Below are 16,824 nucleotides of genomic sequence, written 5' to 3' on the forward strand. Positions count from 1 at the left end.
TCGCCAATCTGATTCTAAATGAAATGTCAATATATAGTGCAAATTAAGATTGCATACCCCACATCTTGAATTCGCTTTGATGGTTCCCACTTCGATTCGACGTCCTTAAGCGGGGAGGCTTTGGGACGAGTGGGGAGCCCATGTCAATCTCGGTCAAAGAGCAGTCTGCCCTCAGCAGTGCTGAAGGTCCGCCGAATGAGTTTCCGGTGGGAGTAACTAGGACAACGAAGACTGCACGCGCGCGCGGCCAGAAAACGCCTCGCAAGCTCATCCCGAACAGGGTTCAGAACGTGTTGTGGGGCCGTGCCGCCGGCCGTTGCCAGTACGCCGGCTGTAACAAGCTGCTGATCGGCGAGCAGATTTCCGGCGCCAAGAACGCCAACAAATCCTACATCGCCCACATCGTCGGCGACTCCCCCGACGGACCGCGCGGCGACGTGATCCTCTCGCCGAAACTCGCGCACGATCCGGACAATTTGATGCTCGTCTGCGACGCGCATCATCGCGTTGTCGATCGCGAGATGGTCGGTGCGCATTCGGTCGACGTCCTTCGCGAGATGAAGCAACGCCATGAGGACCGCATCCGCATCGTGGGCGGGATCGACGAGGATCTCGGCAGCCACGTCATCCGATACGCCGCCAAGATCGGCACCAACGAGTCGCCTGTCGAGAAGGGCGCCGTCAAATGGTCGATGATCCCGGAGCGTTATCCGCTCGACAACGGCTGGATCGACCTCGACCTGGTCACGCTCGATCTTCGCGACGACGATCCCGGTTATTGGCCCACCCATGTCCAGAATTTGCGGACCGTCTTCGGCGAAAAGGTTCGTGGTAGGATGGAGCGCCAGGAGATCCGGCGCCTTACTGTGTTCGGCCTAGCGCCCATTCCCCTGCTCTTCGAACTCGGTCGCCTGATCTCCGACATCGCAACCGCCGACGTGCGGCAGTTCCTGCGCGACCCGAAAGGCTGGAAGTGGGATCCGTCGTCGTTCCCGGTCCAGTACAACCTCCATCGTCCGGACCGGACGGGCGGCCCCGTCGCGCTCAAGCTCGAGATCAGCGCACCCGTCGTCGACGAGCGCGTCCGGAAAGTGCTCGGTCCAGAAGCGTCGATCTGGTCTATCTCGACCGCCGGCACGCACAACGACATTGTGCGCCGTCCAGAGGACATTGCGGTCTTCGCCAAGCTCTTCCGCAAAACGCTCGACGACATCAAACTCGTCCACGGTGAGAACACGAAGGTAAACGTGTTTCCCGCCACTCCAGTCTCGATAGCCATAGAGGCCGGCCGATCCTGGCAACCGAAGGCGCACCCGTCCCTCGCAATCTACGACCAGAACTGGAAGCTGAATGGCTTCGCCCTCGCCCACACTCTCGAACACGCCGGCTAACATCACGGAGATCGGAATGAACGTGTACATGCGTCCCACGGTTACCCCTGAAGCCGAAGAGACGCTTGAGGATCTCGCGGATTCGCTGGCAATTCCCGAGTCTCGATACGAACAGGCAGAACGGAGCTACAAGTCGCTGGGAGACTGGTTGAACCGTCCGAACTCCAGCATCCGGCAGTTCGATCCGCAGGTTCACGTCCAGGGCTCGTTCGGCCTCGGCACGGTGATCCCGCCGATCAGCGACGAGGAGCACTACGACATCGACGCCGTCAGCGAGTTCCGCAAGCTGACGAAGTCGCAGACGACGCAGCAGCAGTTGAAGCACCTGCTCGGCGAGGAGATGAAGCTTTACGCCCACGCGCAGAACATGAATAAGCCCCTCGAGGAGCATCGACGCTGCTGGCGCCTGGAATACGCAGACGGCGTCCAATTCCACATGGACGTCACGCCCGGTCTCTTGAACGCCGCCGAGCAGCGCGCGCTTCTTCTCTCGCGCGGACTCAACGCGACGTTCGCCGACACTGCAGTTGCCATCACGGACATCGATCATCCAGCGTATCGAACCCTTTCTTCCGATTGGCCCCGGTCGAATCCGCGCGGCTATCTCAAGTGGTTCCGAAGCCGAATGGAAGTAATCTTCGAGGAGCGCAAGCGGGAGCTGATCCGTAAGGGCGTCCGCGCTGGCACCGAGCCTATTCCGTTCTACGCCGTGCGGACCCCGCTGCAGTCAGCCATCATGATCCTGAAACGTCACCGCGACATTATGTTCATTGCGCGATCCGACGAGCGTCCGATCTCGATCATCCTCACTACGCTCGCAGCTCACGCCTACAACGGCGAAGCAAAGATCTCCGATGCGCTGTTCGCCATTCTGAACGGCATGGACCGGTTTATCGCCCGCGCACCCGATGGTAGCTACGTCGTGGCGAACCCCAGCGATCCCACCGAAAACTTCGCAGATAAATGGCGCAAGCACCCCGAGCGGGCAGCGGCGTTCTTCGAGTGGCTAGAACAGGCCCGTCGCGACTTCGCTCAGGCCGCCGAGCTCTCCAACAAGCAGCTCATCACAGAGAACCTCGCCAAGTCGATCGGCCGCGGCCTCGCCGACCGAGTCCGCAAGCGGTCGGCCGCGCGCCTCGGCACGCCGACCGTCCTGACGGCCGGCCTCGTTCGCAGCGAGGCGGAGGCGCGAAGTTCTGCAGTTCGCATCGAGGGAGATCGCCGGAATGCCTGAGGGCATCGCCCCTCTTACCAAGCGCTTCCAATCAGCCGTCAGCGTCGTTGAATCGCACTGGCAGCAAGCCGGGTTGCGGCCGCGAAGGCTCGACGCCCGACAACTCGCCGCCTACCGGCGGCATTCGATCGAAATCGGCTGGCGTTTCGACTGCGAGTTTCCCGATTGCCGGCGCCGGCTCGATGTCCTGGTGACAGCGGGCTTTCCTTTTGTGCCCGCGCGAATTGCGTTGGTCGATCGACCTCTTTTTTTGACTTGGCCTCATGTCGAAAGCGACGGCGCACTCTGTTTGGTGCCGGATTACGCCACGTTCCCTATCGATGATCCGTACGCCGGAATAGCCCACCTGCTCGAGAGGACGTACGACCTGATCGAAGCGCTGATCCGTGGCGAACGCACCGGCGATTTCCAGACCGAGTTCCTCACATATTGGCATCATGCAGAGCGCGGACCGACCCGCACCATCCTCTCGCTGATCGAACCGGTGCCGCCATCGCGGGTCGTCAAGATCTGGGAAGGCACCAGAAGAACGATCATCGCCGACAATGACGAGAAGTTGCGTGATTGGCTTCGCAATTTCGCTCCGGGAATTCCCGCAGCCGAGCTCCGATTTCATAACGGCCTACTGGTCTGGCTGGATGCTGTGCCGCTGCCGTCCGAATACCCGTCATCGGCAAAGGACGTATACGACATGGCCGCCCGCGCCGGCGTCGCGGAACATCTCGACGAGCTTGCCCGCGAGACACGCCAGCGCATGATCGTCATGCTGGGCGCGAACACCGAGAACGGACCCGCGCTCGCAACCACCGTAGTCAACCGACCGAAGATCGTTCGTGGATCAGATCCGCTGATCGCCGGCTTCCGGCCGTCGCGCGTACCCGAAGATGTGCTGCACGCTAGATTGTTCGGAGGAGCAGCCGCCGACCGCGCTTCGGTCGAGCGCGTCGATCCGACCTGGGTTCACGGGCGCGACCACGATCCGCGGATTCTCACGCTGCGGGGGGCGACCATCGCCGTTCTCGGATGCGGATCGGTCGGCGCACCCGTCGCCATGACGCTGGCCCGGGCCGGCGTCGGCAAGCTCATCCTTGTCGACAAGCAAACTTTTACGGGCGCCAATGTCGGCAGGCACTCTCTCGGAGTAGGCTCGATCGGCGCGTCCAAGACAATCGAGCTCACGAAGCGCATCCGCTCGGACCTGCCGCATATCGAGGTGGAGTATCATAACTCGCTCGTGCAAGATCTCCTTCTCCGCGCCGACTGTCCCCTCGCCGGCGTCCACCTTATCGTCTCCGCCCTCGGCGATTGGCCGAGCGAGTCCCTTCTCGACGAATGGCAGGCCGCCCAAACACGACGTTTTCCGATCGTGTACGGTTGGACGGAGCCGCATGCCGCTGCGGGACACGCGATCGTCGTCTCCACCGGCGGTGACCGCCTGCGCGATGGGTTGGACGCCACCGGATCGCCGCATCTCGTCGCCACACGATGGGCACACGAAACCCGGCAGTACGAACCCGCCTGCGGGGCGGCGTTCGATCCCTATGGACCCGTGGAGCTCGGATTCATTACGTCGATGGTCGCACAGACGGCGCTCGACGCCCTTCTCGGTCAGGCGGTGTCGGCCACACATCGCATCTGGCTCGCGCGCCGCGCCTTCGTGGAAGCCGCGGGCGGCGCGTGGAGCGACGAACTGCGAGCCATCGCTCCGCAAGCGCTCGACGGCGCGACCATGATCGAAAGACGTTGGAGCCGGGCCGCGAAGGATCTTGCGGCGTGATCTTTTTCGACATCGGGCAATCGGGACAGTCGCTCGCGTTCAGCGACGGCGTCTTGAAGCATTTCAACCGGCACCGTCAAACGCGCTTTTGGCAGAAGGAGGCTGGCGGGCTTCTGTTCGCGCGGTTCGAGCTTCCGGTGATCAATATCGACGTCGCGACCGGCCCGAGGCGCGGAGATCGGCGCTCCCGCTATTCTTACTGGCCGGACGAGCGGGCCGAACAGCGCGAGATCGACGACATGTTTTCGCGCGGACTGCATTTCGTAGGCTGCTGGCATACCCACCCGGAGGACGTCGCATCGCCTTCCCATATCGACCGCCGAAACATCGCCGATTGCGTACGTCGTTCCTACCACGCGCTGAATGGCTTCATTATGGTTGTCGTCGGCAGAAACCCAATTCCCGTGGGAATATGCGTTTCTGTGTGCGACAAATCCTCCGTCTACGAATTAGCATCATCGCGCAAGGCTGCGTCGATTGGCTCTTCGTTCACGTCAACTTCGCGCCGGTCGGCGGACCTTGGAAGAAGCTCGGCCGACTTTGGAATGCCAGATTCCGGACAAACAAGCTGACAGCCGCAACTTCGATCATAAGTAGCTGTTACCGTTCGTCTACGCCGGACCTGCGGACATAGGAATCACCCTATGTCTCTTCGGAAAATTTTCGGGCCTGTAGTTTGGGACAGCCGCCATTTTGTCCACGACGGATTGATGGACAAATGCCTCGGGCGGTATGAAGCGTGGCTCGGCGCCAGGGATGTAGTGACCGAGGAACGACTTGCGAGTAGCCCACTCCTTGTATCTGTCACCCTTCGGCAACCCCTCCAGCAGGCGCCAAACGGTCGACATCGAGTCATGCGGATCGCGCATGATATCGGGTCTGATGTAACTGAACGGACTCCCCTTTCGCTGCACTCCCCAAGCCAACTGGTTGACCGTCCTCGGGTCGACGGCCAAGCCATGCTTCACAGCTTCGTCGATCATCCAGATCAGAGGATATTTCGAGAGACCGCTCTCCAGCTCCGGATAGCCTCCTCCGATATCGGCGTGAACGCCTGAAAACCAGACTTGCTGTGTGTCCTGAGGTTCCGCGTTGTTCGTCGCGCTGAATCTGTTGTGCATGAATGTCTGCGGTTCATCCCAGGTATCCAGCCTGAACATCCTTCTTCGTTCGTCGATCGCAATCGCTTGGCGGAAAATACGAACGCTCGGATTGTTTCTGGTGTTGGCAAGCGTCTGCAGGCTGAACGCATAGAACCTATCCGGACGCGGGACTATCACGCTCGCGACCGTATCCCATACTCCTACAAACTTGATTGTCGGCCATCTCGACGAAACGATCCGGGCGAACTGCGAGGCGCGATCGTCCTTCGTCGATGGAACAGGTTGGCCGCTTTCTTCTCCGCGTTCAGATTCCTCCGTCGTTGCCGCCCGAACCGCATCGACCACGGATCCTGCCTGCTTGTACGCCGTCAACGCAGCGCCAGCGAGATTCCGCTGATGGGGCGAAAGGAGTCCAATTCTATGAACAAGTCCCGCAAGGACGCGGACCGTGTAAGCACCGCGACTGAAACCAAATAGATAGATCTCGTCACCGTCCTCATACTGACTGACGAGAAACTCATAGGCAGCAAGGACGTTGTCATCGAGACCGTAGCCTGTCGCCAAACCAAGCACAGCGATGGCATCTTGCCTGAACTTGGTCCATGGATCCGGTCTGGCAAGTGTTCCAACGCCCGGATCATAGAATACCACTTGCTGCGGCTGGGTCTTTCCGGTCTTACGAAGTACGCGGTAGAGCTTCAGAACGTTGGAGATGTTCTCGCTGATCTCATTTCCCGTTCCGTCGCAACAGACGACGATGTTCTTCACTGCTGCCCCTCCCCAAGGTTGTGCCTGCGTAACAGCTTACCTCTGAACCTTCACATCTGACGCAACGTTGTGAATGCGCGCCAGGACAAGCGCGGCGTTGAACCAGCTTTCGACGTCCACAGAGTTGACGCGACGTGCTATCGGCGGAAAGGATCGCTAACTCGAAAGCGTTGCTACCAAGCCCGTACTCACTTACAGGTCGAACACGCAATCGAGCAAGAAGCCTGCGAGGGAGGCATGGAGCGGGATTCCCCGTTGCAAGCGAAGCAGGCTCGGGTCTGGGGATGACATGAGCGCGACCGAACAGCTTCCGAAGCTTCGTTACTCGGACAAGTTCAGGCCGTACCAGCAAGAAGCTATAAAGAAGGCCCGGCGATATCGGCAGGCCTTCCGCAACTCGGTCTCGAAAGGGACGCCTTCGCCCGGTGCATTCCTCGTCTGTCATCCCACCGGAACGGGGAAAACGGCGGTCATCGCTGGACTTTCGCAGGGGGCGCCGGAAGTTGGCAACATCCTAATCCTTACAACACGAGAGGCGGTCCGCGACCAGCTCGCACGAGAATTATCGGGCAACATCTTCATCGAGCAAGATAAATTCAACCTAGGCCAAAACATCAGGCTATCGAAAAACACATATGTCGCGACCGAAAGCTGGATGCTGGAAGGTCAAACATCCGACCTGCACCGGGCAACGCTCAAGCTTATCACGGACCCAACGCTCGCCCGCTTCTGCGCCGCTCAGTTTTCTCGCCTCGTCGACCATCCAGACGAAGAATTCGTAAGCGAATTGAACGAGAAGCGCTCGATTGTGGTTATGACGGTGCAGATGCTGACCGGGCTAGATAAAGACGGAGCGGCCTACAAGACGCTGAAAGATCACGTCGATCTAATACTTTTCGACGAAGGACACTATGAGCCCGCCGCGAAGTACAGCAAGGCCGTCCGAGGCCTGGATAAGCCGGTCGTCCTGCTTTCGGCGACGCCTTTCCGGAACGATCTAAAGCCCTTCCACATCGAAGCGAGCAACATCCACATCTACAGGTTCTCCAGCGCGGTCGAGGAAAACGTCATACGGAAAGCCACGGTACTGCAGCGGCCCCAGGCCCCAGACGCGCACGCGTTCTGTCTCGACATCATCGCGTTCGCAGAGGCTGAATTTGGACTCGACCGATCGACTTGGCCTCGCATCATCATTCATTGCGACGATCTGGGCAGTATCACAAGGCTGGGCGAAAAGTTCATCGCCAACGGTTTTGGCGGACAGATTACGGCCATCCATGACCGTTTCTCGGCTAAAGCGTCCGACCGTCAGTCATGGCAACACAGATCAGTGCCACCTCCGCGGACCACGGATTCTCAAATCTGGATACACCAATACAAGTTGATGGAAGGAATCGACGACCATCGCTTCCGGGTCCTGGCATTCTTTGCGCCGCTCAAGAACGTCCGGTCCGTGGTTCAGCAAATAGGGCGAGTGATCCGCCTCACGCCTGGAGAGCCGGCCAACACCGCCTACGTCCTTGACCACTTTCGGGGGCTGATTGAACGATCCTGGAACCTGTTCTTGGATTATGACAAGGCCATCAGCGCCGACTACCTCACGAAGTCGATGTCGAAATACTATCTCGACGAATTCCAGAAAGTTCAGCTTCCCGTCGACTACATCGCAAAGAAATTCAGGAAACCGCTCGACCTCAAGAAACTCGGTTCAGCGGATGACGAAATCCTGTTCGACCGTCGCGTCGTGCTCCGGAAAGTTGGGACAGGTGACACCTTGACGTCGCTGGCCGCCCAGGTTGAGGAGGCCATGACGATCGATGACTGCGAATTCGAGAAGTACGCGTTCGGCGACGACGCGGTAGTATACGTATACGCAAAGGTGGCGAGCCCAGACTTCCTGAACAACCTGTTCTTTGCGGAAGTCCGTCACGGCGCCCGTCTTTTGCTGCTCGTTCCCGGCCAGCAGATCCTCGCCGTAGCTTCAACTGGAGCTGGGACAGGTTCGGATGGGGTAGAGTATCTCGAACCACTAAACCCGAAGAAGCTCGAACGCCTACTGCTCCCGGGACAGCTGGGTCGCGTCAGCAGCGTCTCGTCGCAAAACACGAATCTAGGAAACCGCGTCGTACGCAGGCGTACCATCTCTGCTCCGTCCATCGCGGACGTCCCGCCGATCCTCGACGAGCACGGGCACATCGTCGCGACCGTGACGGGCTACAACGGAACGGTCCCGCGCATTGTCGACGACATGGATTATTTGGAAGCCTTCGATGAAGGGATGGAAATCGTCGGACTCGCAGCGCCAGCGCCAATGGGGAACACCCCCACACAAGCCGCACTGATTAGGCGCTACATCGGAATAGCAAGCGGTCGAATTTCAGAACAGGGGCCGCCTTTGCGCCTAAAGGCCTTCCGGCAATGGGTTGGTTCGCTAATCAAGCAAATCGGATCAACCTCCCGATACGATCAAGTCTATAAGCGATACGCGGCGTTGGCGCCGGCGACGATCCAGCGAGGGGCCGCCAAGAACCTCCTGCTCGATATCTTTGATATCGCCGACCTCTACCAGCACAAAGAGACGAAGGAAGCTATTCGCAGCGACGAACTTTGCGTCGACAGGGTCGGCACTCCCACATCTTCCGGCGGGAAGCTGACATCGAAATTCGTCGTAACGATCAACGATAATCCTTATACGATCGAAGTCATTTTCAACGAAGCGTCGCAGCGTTACAGGATCGAGTCAGATGCGCTGGATTCCGATTTCGTCGGAATGGGGGCCAGACGACTTCCGCTCTGCCGGACCTTGAACGACACCCAATCGTTCAACGTCATCCCCGACGATCTGAGCGTAATCTACGTTCATGGCCGCTTCTATGCTCCTGGCCTCAAATTTGGCGGCCGGTTCACCCACGCCGGATTTTTCGTCGGGCATTGCCTATATCCATCCGAGACGTTCAAAAAGTTCTCATCAGAGAAGGGCAAATCCGTCTCGAACGATGAATACGACAAGAACAGCCTTTTCGGCCTCGTAGACGGCTGGAAGACCGGCTTCGACAGTGACAAAATCCAGCTTTCGCCAAGCTGGGTCGGTTTGTTCGCACCAGAGAAGGTCAAGTTCGACCCCGGACTATGCATCTGCGACGACATGAGCAAGGAAAGCGCCGACTTCATCTTCGCCGATACGATAAATCGGCGTGTCGTACTGATACACGCGAAAGCCTCCGGCACATTCCGCGAGTTCTCCGCTTCCGCTGTTCAAGAGGTGTGCGCCCAAGCGCAGAAAAACATGGCATTGTTTTCGACGTTCTCGCTTCAGAAGCCGGGGAATTTCAACTTGTGGGACCGCGCACACAAGTTCGCCGGTGACGGCAAAGTCCAACTGACCGTCAACCGGCGTATACGTAAGCCCGCTACGGCAAATGCAGCCGCCGCCTGGGCGACACTTCTCGAACTGCTTCAAAATCCGCTGACAAATCGGGAAATCTGGCTCGTCTTGGGCAACATGCTTTCCGCTGATGCCTTCTACAAAGGATTGCAGAAAAATTCACCGCTACCTGAAACTCTCCAGCTAAATCACCTATTACAGACCACTATCGCGGCCGCCGGAAGCGTCGGCGCGAAGACACGCATATTTTGCGCTCCTTGAATTCCGACTACCCCCCGATCGACATGCTTCAAAGCCGTCTTCGCTCGGTCGGCTTTGGCAGCTAAGAGGTGCGAACTGGACTGGTCGCTCGACCCGTGCAGTGGGTTTATTTTCGGTCTCCTGAGCAAGTCTCTAGAAAACGGGAATTTTCCAATAGGTCGCTGGAGACTTCCAGGAATTTCCGCCGCAAAAGTTCGACAATTGGTATCTTAGAGACTCATCGACCCTAAAGAAGCCCGCATTTGGCGGGCCTTTCTGGTGTCTGAGAAGGATATTCTCTGAAAGCCGGACTGGTTGGCTGGAGAACGAGGATTCGAACTCAACCAGTCTAGTTCGAACCCAGTCTCTCTATCCGCTTCCACGAAATCGGGAATGCTAGAATTCGCGTTGACTGAATCCCCTACCGCGCAGTGGTTTTATTCTCCGGTCTCTGGAGCGAGTCTCCAGAAAACGGGAATTTTTCAATGGATACATGGAGACTTTCAGGAATTTTCGGAGGATTTGGTGCGAACATCGGTCTCCACAGAGACTCCTTACGCATGAAAAGCCCGCTATTTGCGGGCCTTTCTGCACCTAAAAAATAATATTCTATGAAAGCCGGACTGGTTGGCTGGGGAACTAGGATTCGAACCTAGACAAACAGAGTCAGAGTCTGTTGTGCTACCGTTACACCATTCCCCAATCGATTGCGGATCCTCATCTTGCGCGCGGTAAACTACCGTGGCGGATTGCTATCCAAATCAGCAAATTAACATCGCGCGCTGGATATAGAGCGGTGTTGCGCCGCGGTCTACCCCCGCCTTGCTCTGTCCACCAACCGAGCAGGAAAAAGAATTCGTTGGCTCCCGAACCGGGTCAGACGAGACGATCGTCCATTAGCCAAGGGTAAACAAAGGCTTAACGCAGATAAGATCCATCTGCAGGCCCGCTTTCAGCAACATCAAAATATGCCTTAAGCTACGGGCCCTTAGCCGGCTGGGGGAATTCAGCGGTTGTACCAACGACATGACACTACCGCGCGGAACCGCACAAAGTCGCCGGGGCATTTAACAATTCCTGCAACAAGCCTTTGTACAGTCGAGGAAATTTAGCAAGTTCAGACAGGCTCCATCGCTCTATGTTGACATCACCGCAGCCAGCCTCGCTCGGGCGCGTCATTTCCGTACGCGGCTCGCAAGCCCGCGTCGGCCTCGTGACCACGAGTCAGATCAACGACTCGAACGTGCGTGCCACGGTCGGCCAGTTCTTCGGTATCCGCACAGCGACAACCATCATTGTTGCGATGATCACCGAGGTGAGCCGCGAAAACCTGCCGCCCACCGACAACTACATTGCGATCGCCTCGGTCGACCTGCTGGGTGAGATCGCCGTCGGCCCGTCCGGCCGCTTCCAACGCGGCGTCACGAGCTATCCGACCATCGGCGACCTGGTGGACGTGCTAACCAACCAGCAATTGCGCACGGTGTACGCGCCATCGAAAGCCGAGCAGATCAATATCGGTACGCTGCAGCAAGATCCCTCCGTCGTCGCCTATGTCGACGTCGAGGAAATGCTGAGCAAGCACTTTGCCGTGCTCGGCTCCACCGGCGTCGGCAAATCCAGCGGCGTCTCGTTGTTGCTGAACGAGATTCTGCGGGTAAGACCGAACCTGCGCGTATTCCTGCTTGACGTGCACAACGAATATGGCCGCTGCTTTGGGGACAAATCGCTGGTACTCAACCCACGAAACCTCAAGCTGCCGTTCTGGCTTTTCAATTTCGAGGAATTCGTCGACGTGATCTTCGGCGGCCGCCCAGGCGTGCCCGAAGAACTCGAAGTTCTCGTTGAGCTCATCCCGGTGGCGAAAGCGACCTACACGCAATATCAGAGTACGGACCGTGTCGGACTGAAGCGTATCGATTCCAAGACCGTCGGCTACACCGCCGATACACCGGTGCCCTATCGGCTGGTCGATCTGATTTCATTGATCGACGAGCGCATGGGAAAGCTGGAAAACCGCTCCTCACGCATCGTCTATCACAAGCTGATTTCGCGCATCGAAACCGTCAAGAACGATCCCCGCTACGCCTTCATGTTCGAAAACGCCAACGTCGGCGGCGACACGATGGCCGAAGTCATCAGCCATCTGTTCCGGATGCCCGCCAACGGCCGGCCTATGACCGTCATGCAACTCGCAGGCTTTCCGGCGGAGGTCGTGGATTCCGTTGTATCCGTACTCTGCCGCATGGCGTTCGATTTCGGCTTGTGGAGTGACGGCGCCTCGCCGCTCCTGTTCGTCTGCGAGGAAGCGCACCGCTATGCGTCCGCTGATCGCGGCATCGGTTTTGGACCGACGCGCAAGGCCGTATCGCGCATCGCCAAGGAAGGCCGCAAATACGGTGTCTACCTTGCGCTGGTCACGCAGCGTCCCGCTGAGCTCGACGCGACGATCATTTCCCAATGCAACACGCTGTTCGCGATGCGCCTTGCAAACGAGCGTGACCAGATGCTGTTACGCTCCGCAGTCTCGGATGCCGCGGCGAATCTGCTGTCGTTTGTCCCGTCGCTAGGAACTCGCGAAGTTCTGGCGTTCGGCGAAGGTGTTGCTTTGCCGACCCGGCTCCGTTTCAAGGAAGTCCCGGTGCACCAATTGCCGCGCAGTGAAGCGACCATCGCGACGACACCTTCGGCTCTCAGCGGTCACGACATTCACTTCGTCAGTTCCGTACTGGAGCGCTGGCGCGGTGCAACATCTCATCGCGAAACGCCAAACGATCCGACGTTCGACCGTGGCGGCATGGATCGGCCTGCTCCGCGCATGCCGGAATCCCCTATGCTGCAACCGTCTCTTGGCCTCGATCCCGACCGCTTCTCGCTGCTGAAAAAGCCCCTGCGCTGATCGCCACGCGCCGCGTAGGACTGCCTTGCATCGGCGAACGCTTTGCGCCGGTGTCTTCCTCGACTATGGTCCCCCGCAGATACCCCCGCCTGCATCGGATCATCAGCATGACCACACCGTCGATCAGCCGCTTTCCTGTTCCAGCGTTAAACGCGCTGCCGGACGATATCCGGACGCGCATTCTCGGCGTGCAGGAGAAGTCAGGCTTCGTCCCCAATGTGTTCCTCGCACTGGCCTATCGGCCTGACGAATTCAGGGCATTTTTCGCCTACAACGACGCGCTGATGGAGAAAGACGGCGGGCTGAGCAAGACCGAACGTGAAATGATCGTGGTCGCGACCAGCGCTGCCAATCAGTGCCACTACTGCGTGATCTCACACGGCGCGGTGCTGCGCATTCGCGCGAAGAATCCGCTGATCGCCGATCAGATCGCCAACAATTACCGTAAGGCCGACATCACGCCGCGCCAGCGCGCAATGCTCGATTTCGCCGTCAAGGTTTGCCTCGAATCGCAAAAGACATCGCCGCAGGATTTCGAGGTATTGCGCGGCCACGGTTTCAGTGACGACGATATCTGGGACATCGCCGCAATTGCAGCATTCTTTGCGCTGTCAAACCGCATGGCGAGCGTCACCGAGATGCGTCCGAACGATGAATTCTATATGATGGGCCGCGTGCCGAAGGCGTAACGCTCACGGCCAGAAAGGCGATCCATGCTCGACTGGTGGGACATCGTTTTGCGGCTTGGGATCGCGACGGTCGCCTCCGGAGTCATCGGCCTTAACCGCGACTTGCATGGAAAGCCCATTGGTCTCCGCACGCTGGGCCTGGTGGGCCTGGCCACTGCAACGGTCGTCCTGCTTGCAAATCCAGTCGCCCTGGAAGCAGGCCGACTGTCCGATTCAACGAGTCGCGTTATCCAGGGGCTACTTACGGGCATCGGCTTTCTGGGCGCGGGCGTCATCGTCCATGCCGATCAGTCGAAGGTGAAAGGCCTGACGAGCGCAGCGTGTGTGTGGTTCACCGCCTGCATCGGAATCGTTTGCGGGTTGGGGTTGTGGCGGCTGGTAACAGTCGCTCTCGCGATTGCTCTGGTGCTTCTCGCGTTCGGCGGCCCGTTCGAGCGAACGCTGCATCGCGTTTTCCGCGGGAAATCTGACGAACCACCGTCAGCTTAGCCGCCGGAATTGATCGAGCTTCGTGGAAGATACTAATCGTCGCCGGTTGGTCCACACCATCCAGGCAGATAGATCGCGTCCTTGCTCTTGCCAAGCGACAACGCCTGCTCGATCGCCTTCTCAAAGTCCGCTTCGACTGTCTTGCGCGACATCCGCCGGCGGAGAAAGTCCGCCCACAGAAACTCGCTGAACGGCGTGGTGTCCTTTGCAAAGCCGCCCGCGCGGCGCAGTTCCCCAGCGAGTCAGCAACATCACTTTCCGGGCATTTCCCCGGGGCGACTCCACTATCGGGAACGCCGGTTCCCGGCTGTCCTTTTTTTCATCGCAGCGTTACGGTCTTGTCAGAAGACACATTGGTTCGGCGCGTTAGAATGCTTACGTTGATTTGGGACCCTTACCGATGACTGACGGCGAGCATCGCGTACTGAAATTCCGTCCGCGCACGCACACACCGCTACCGGCGGCTCAACGGTCAAGCAAGCTCGCGCCAGACCTGTCCCGATACGAGCGCGCGGGCGAAAGCCGCGACGACTACCGTCACCGTATGATCGCCAATGCCGCCGCGATCGCGTTCACGGCGGCGCTGACAGGCGTCGGCATTTGGCTGGCAATGGCCCTCGCCGATCTCCGCAACAAGCAGGACTGCGTCCTGATGGGCCGGCGAGATTGCGCGAATATTTCGGCGCAGAAAACCGATCTGATTCGCCACAATTAGGCTCGAAAGCCGATCCCTCTTCGGCCCTGCTCTGCCATTGAACTCGGATCATGGCTCCGATATACGGGGTTTCAACCCGTCCCGAGGGGAACGCGGCACGGTTTCAAGCCAGCGCCTCGCGCCAAGAAGTGGCATTTTCTCAAAAATATCAAAGGTTTAGCATGTCGTCTACATTCGATCAGGTCGCCACGATCATTGCGGAAACGTGCGACATTCCCCGCGACACGATCACCGCGGAAAGCCATGCGATTGACGATCTGGGCATCGACAGCCTCGACTTCCTCGACATCGCTTTCGCCATCGACAAGGCGTTCGGCATCAAGCTGCCGCTGGAGAAGTGGACGCAGGAGGTCAACGACGGCAAGGCCACGACCGAGCAGTATTTTGTCCTGAAGAACCTCAGCGCGCGCATCGACGAATTGGTCGCCGCCAAGGGCGCCTGACGCGCCCGCCATGCAGCTCGAATACTTCCAGATGGTTGACCGCATTACCGACCTCGACGTCGGTAAGCGGACCATTACGGTCGAGTCGCAGGTTCCTGAGACGAGCACCGTCTTCGAAGGGCATTTCCCCGGGTATCCGCTGATGCCGGGCGTGCTGCTGACAGAGGCGATGGCCCAGACCTCCGGCTGGCTTCTGATCGCGCTACTGAAGTTCGAACGCATGCCATTTCTTGCCAGCGTCAAGGAAGCAAAGATGCGCGACTTCGTAAAGCCCGGCGAGTTGCTGACGATTGATGCAAGTCTGGTTCATGATGGCTCTGGCTTTGCAGTCACCGACGCCAAGGTCCGCGTTGACGGCAAACTCAAGTGCAATGCGACGCTGACCTTCCGTCACACACTGTTTCCCCATCCCGATTTACGCGCACACATGGAATTGATGGCGAAGCGGATCGGCTTTCCTGAACAGGTAATCGCTCATGGCTGAGACCCTTCCGTCAACCGGCGGTGCACGCGAAGCCTGGATCACCGGCATCGGCCTTGCGACGTCGCTCGGCGAAGGTCTCGACGCGCACTGGGACGCGTTGAACGCCAAGACAGTCAACGTCGACGAGACGACGTTCGCTCCCTACGTCGTCCATCCGATGACGAAGTTGAGCTTCGATGCGCAGATCCCCAAGAAGGGCGATCAGCGCCAGATGGAAGCATGGCAGCGGATCGGCACCTACGCCGCCGGTCTCGCGCTCGACTCTGCCGGCATCAAGGGCAACACTGACATTCTCTCGCGCATGGATATGATCGTTGCTGCCGGTGGCGGCGAACGCGATCTCGCCGTGGATTCCGCGATCATCAATGCCGACGTTCAAGGCAATGCCGCGCCCGGCTTTCTCAACGAACGGCTGATGAACGATCTGCGCCCCACCCTGTTTCTGGCGCAGCTGTCCAATTTGCTCGCCGGCAATATCTCGATCGTCCATGGCGTCACCGGCTCATCCCGCACATTCATGGGCGAAGAAGCCGCCGGTGTGGATGCCGCGCGTATTGCGCTGGCGCGGATCACCTCAGGCCAAAGCGATATCGCCCTTGTCGGAGCCGCACAGAACAGCGAGCGCAAGGAAATGCTGATGCTCTATGAGTTCGGCGATTTCAATCTCAAGGACAAATTCAAGCCGGTTTGGGAACGCGAGAGCGGCTTTGCGCTGGGTTCGGGCGGCGTGTTCCTCGTTATTGAATCCAAGGAACACGCGCAGGCGCGCGGCGCCAAGCCATACGCCAAGCTTACCAACGTCGTTGCGGACCGCGCGAAGCGCAAGGCTTCCGGCGATGTGACGGCAACGCTCGACGGCCTGTGGTCGGAGATCGGAACGGTTGGCAAGGACAGTGCAATCATCACCGGCGCAACCGGTGCCGCGCCCGTCACGGAAGAAGAACGCGCATTTCTGGCCAAGCATCGTGACACCCCGGCCCGCGCGACCGGTACCGCATTTGGCCACGCCGTAGAGGCACAATTTGCGCTCGGGATCGCCCTGGCCGCGCTGTCGATTTCGCGCGGAGCGCTGTTCCCGGCGAACGATACCACCGGTGTCGAGATTGAAATGACGAAGCCGCCGTCCCAGATTGTTGTGATCGGGGCTGGGCACTGGCGCGGCGAAGGCATGGCGCTGGTCGAAGCGGTATAAGCCACATATGGGGGC

The 16,824-nt window shown here is 59.0% G+C and carries 13 protein-coding genes, 1 tRNA gene and 1 pseudogene; 12 read left to right on the forward strand and 3 right to left on the reverse strand.

What is annotated here, in order from left to right; translation table 11 throughout:
* Positions 1-140: 140 nt before the first annotated feature.
* From BN32_RS08485 to BN32_RS08500, 4 genes are read left to right on the forward strand one after another with little or no spacing between them, the layout of a single operon-like run.
* Complete coding sequence (locus BN32_RS08485) at positions 141-1,391, forward strand: SAVED domain-containing protein (RefSeq protein ID WP_019197728.1); 1,251 nt, start codon at positions 141-143, stop codon at positions 1,389-1,391.
* A gap of 16 nt (positions 1,392-1,407) precedes the next feature.
* The gene (locus BN32_RS08490; protein ID WP_051488496.1) at positions 1,408-2,625 is read left to right on the forward strand and encodes a nucleotidyltransferase domain-containing protein; all 1,218 of its coding nucleotides are present in this window, start codon (positions 1,408-1,410) and stop codon (positions 2,623-2,625) included.
* A complete protein-coding gene (locus tag BN32_RS08495; protein ID WP_019197730.1) occupies positions 2,618-4,402 on the forward strand; it encodes a ThiF family adenylyltransferase in 1,785 nt (594 codons plus the stop codon). Before BN32_RS08490 ends, BN32_RS08495 begins: the two co-directional genes overlap by 8 nt.
* Complete coding sequence (locus BN32_RS08500; RefSeq protein WP_244438117.1) at positions 4,369-4,974, forward strand: Mov34/MPN/PAD-1 family protein; 606 nt, start codon at positions 4,369-4,371, stop codon at positions 4,972-4,974. Before BN32_RS08495 ends, BN32_RS08500 begins: the two co-directional genes overlap by 34 nt.
* Before the next feature lie 39 nt (positions 4,975-5,013).
* Here the strand turns inward: BN32_RS08500 and BN32_RS08505 are convergent, their stop codons facing one another.
* The gene (locus tag BN32_RS08505) at positions 5,014-6,273 is read right to left on the reverse strand and encodes a T6SS phospholipase effector Tle1-like catalytic domain-containing protein (protein ID WP_019197732.1); all 1,260 of its coding nucleotides are present in this window, start codon (positions 6,271-6,273) and stop codon (positions 5,014-5,016) included.
* A gap of 289 nt (positions 6,274-6,562) precedes the next feature.
* Between BN32_RS08505 and BN32_RS08510 the strand changes: the two genes are divergently transcribed.
* Positions 6,563-9,919 carry a DEAD/DEAH box helicase gene (locus BN32_RS08510; RefSeq protein WP_019197733.1) on the forward strand — a complete coding sequence of 1,119 codons (3,357 nt, stop codon included), beginning with the start codon at positions 6,563-6,565 and terminating at the stop codon, positions 9,917-9,919.
* A 607-nt stretch (positions 9,920-10,526) separates the two neighbouring features.
* Here the strand turns inward: BN32_RS08510 and BN32_RS08515 are convergent.
* Positions 10,527-10,600 (reverse strand) — tRNA-Gln (locus BN32_RS08515).
* Positions 10,601-11,036: 436 nt separating this feature from the next.
* Here BN32_RS08515 and BN32_RS08520 point away from each other — a divergent pair.
* The 3 genes from BN32_RS08520 to BN32_RS08530 all read left to right on the forward strand — a co-directional run bounded on the left by BN32_RS08520 (position 11,037) and on the right by BN32_RS08530 (position 13,975).
* Complete coding sequence (locus BN32_RS08520; protein ID WP_019197734.1) at positions 11,037-12,797, forward strand: ATP-binding protein; 1,761 nt, start codon at positions 11,037-11,039, stop codon at positions 12,795-12,797.
* 107 nt (positions 12,798-12,904) lie between these two features.
* Positions 12,905-13,486, forward strand: coding sequence for a peroxidase-related enzyme (locus BN32_RS08525; RefSeq protein WP_019197735.1), 582 nt, complete (start codon positions 12,905-12,907; stop codon positions 13,484-13,486).
* Between the two features lie 24 nt (positions 13,487-13,510).
* On the forward strand, positions 13,511-13,975 hold the full coding sequence (locus tag BN32_RS08530) for an MgtC/SapB family protein (RefSeq protein ID WP_019197736.1): 465 nt from the start codon (positions 13,511-13,513) through the stop codon (positions 13,973-13,975).
* 32 nt (positions 13,976-14,007) lie between these two features.
* Here the strand turns inward: BN32_RS08530 and BN32_RS26115 are convergent.
* Positions 14,008-14,217: pseudogene (locus BN32_RS26115) on the reverse strand (ParB-like protein); the annotation flags it as partial.
* A 158-nt stretch (positions 14,218-14,375) separates the two neighbouring features.
* Here BN32_RS26115 and BN32_RS08535 point away from each other — a divergent pair.
* The 4 genes from BN32_RS08535 (at position 14,376) to BN32_RS08550 (ending at position 16,809) form a co-directional block, all read left to right on the forward strand.
* On the forward strand, positions 14,376-14,690 hold the full coding sequence (locus BN32_RS08535; RefSeq protein ID WP_019197738.1) for a hypothetical protein: 315 nt from the start codon (positions 14,376-14,378) through the stop codon (positions 14,688-14,690).
* A 161-nt stretch (positions 14,691-14,851) separates the two neighbouring features.
* A complete protein-coding gene (locus BN32_RS08540) occupies positions 14,852-15,133 on the forward strand; it encodes an acyl carrier protein (RefSeq protein ID WP_019197739.1) in 282 nt (93 codons plus the stop codon).
* 10 nt (positions 15,134-15,143) lie between these two features.
* Positions 15,144-15,617: a 3-hydroxyacyl-ACP dehydratase FabZ family protein gene (locus BN32_RS08545; protein WP_019197740.1), complete on the forward strand. Its 474-nt coding sequence runs from the start codon at positions 15,144-15,146 to the stop codon at positions 15,615-15,617.
* Positions 15,610-16,809, forward strand: a complete 1,200-nt coding sequence (locus tag BN32_RS08550; protein WP_019197741.1) for a beta-ketoacyl-ACP synthase — start codon at positions 15,610-15,612, stop codon at positions 16,807-16,809. The genes BN32_RS08545 and BN32_RS08550 overlap by 8 nt, the downstream gene beginning before the upstream one ends.
* Positions 16,810-16,824 lie beyond the last annotated feature (15 nt).

Source organism: Afipia birgiae 34632 (genome assembly GCF_000308295.2).
GTDB lineage: Bacteria > Pseudomonadota > Alphaproteobacteria > Rhizobiales > Xanthobacteraceae > Afipia > Afipia birgiae.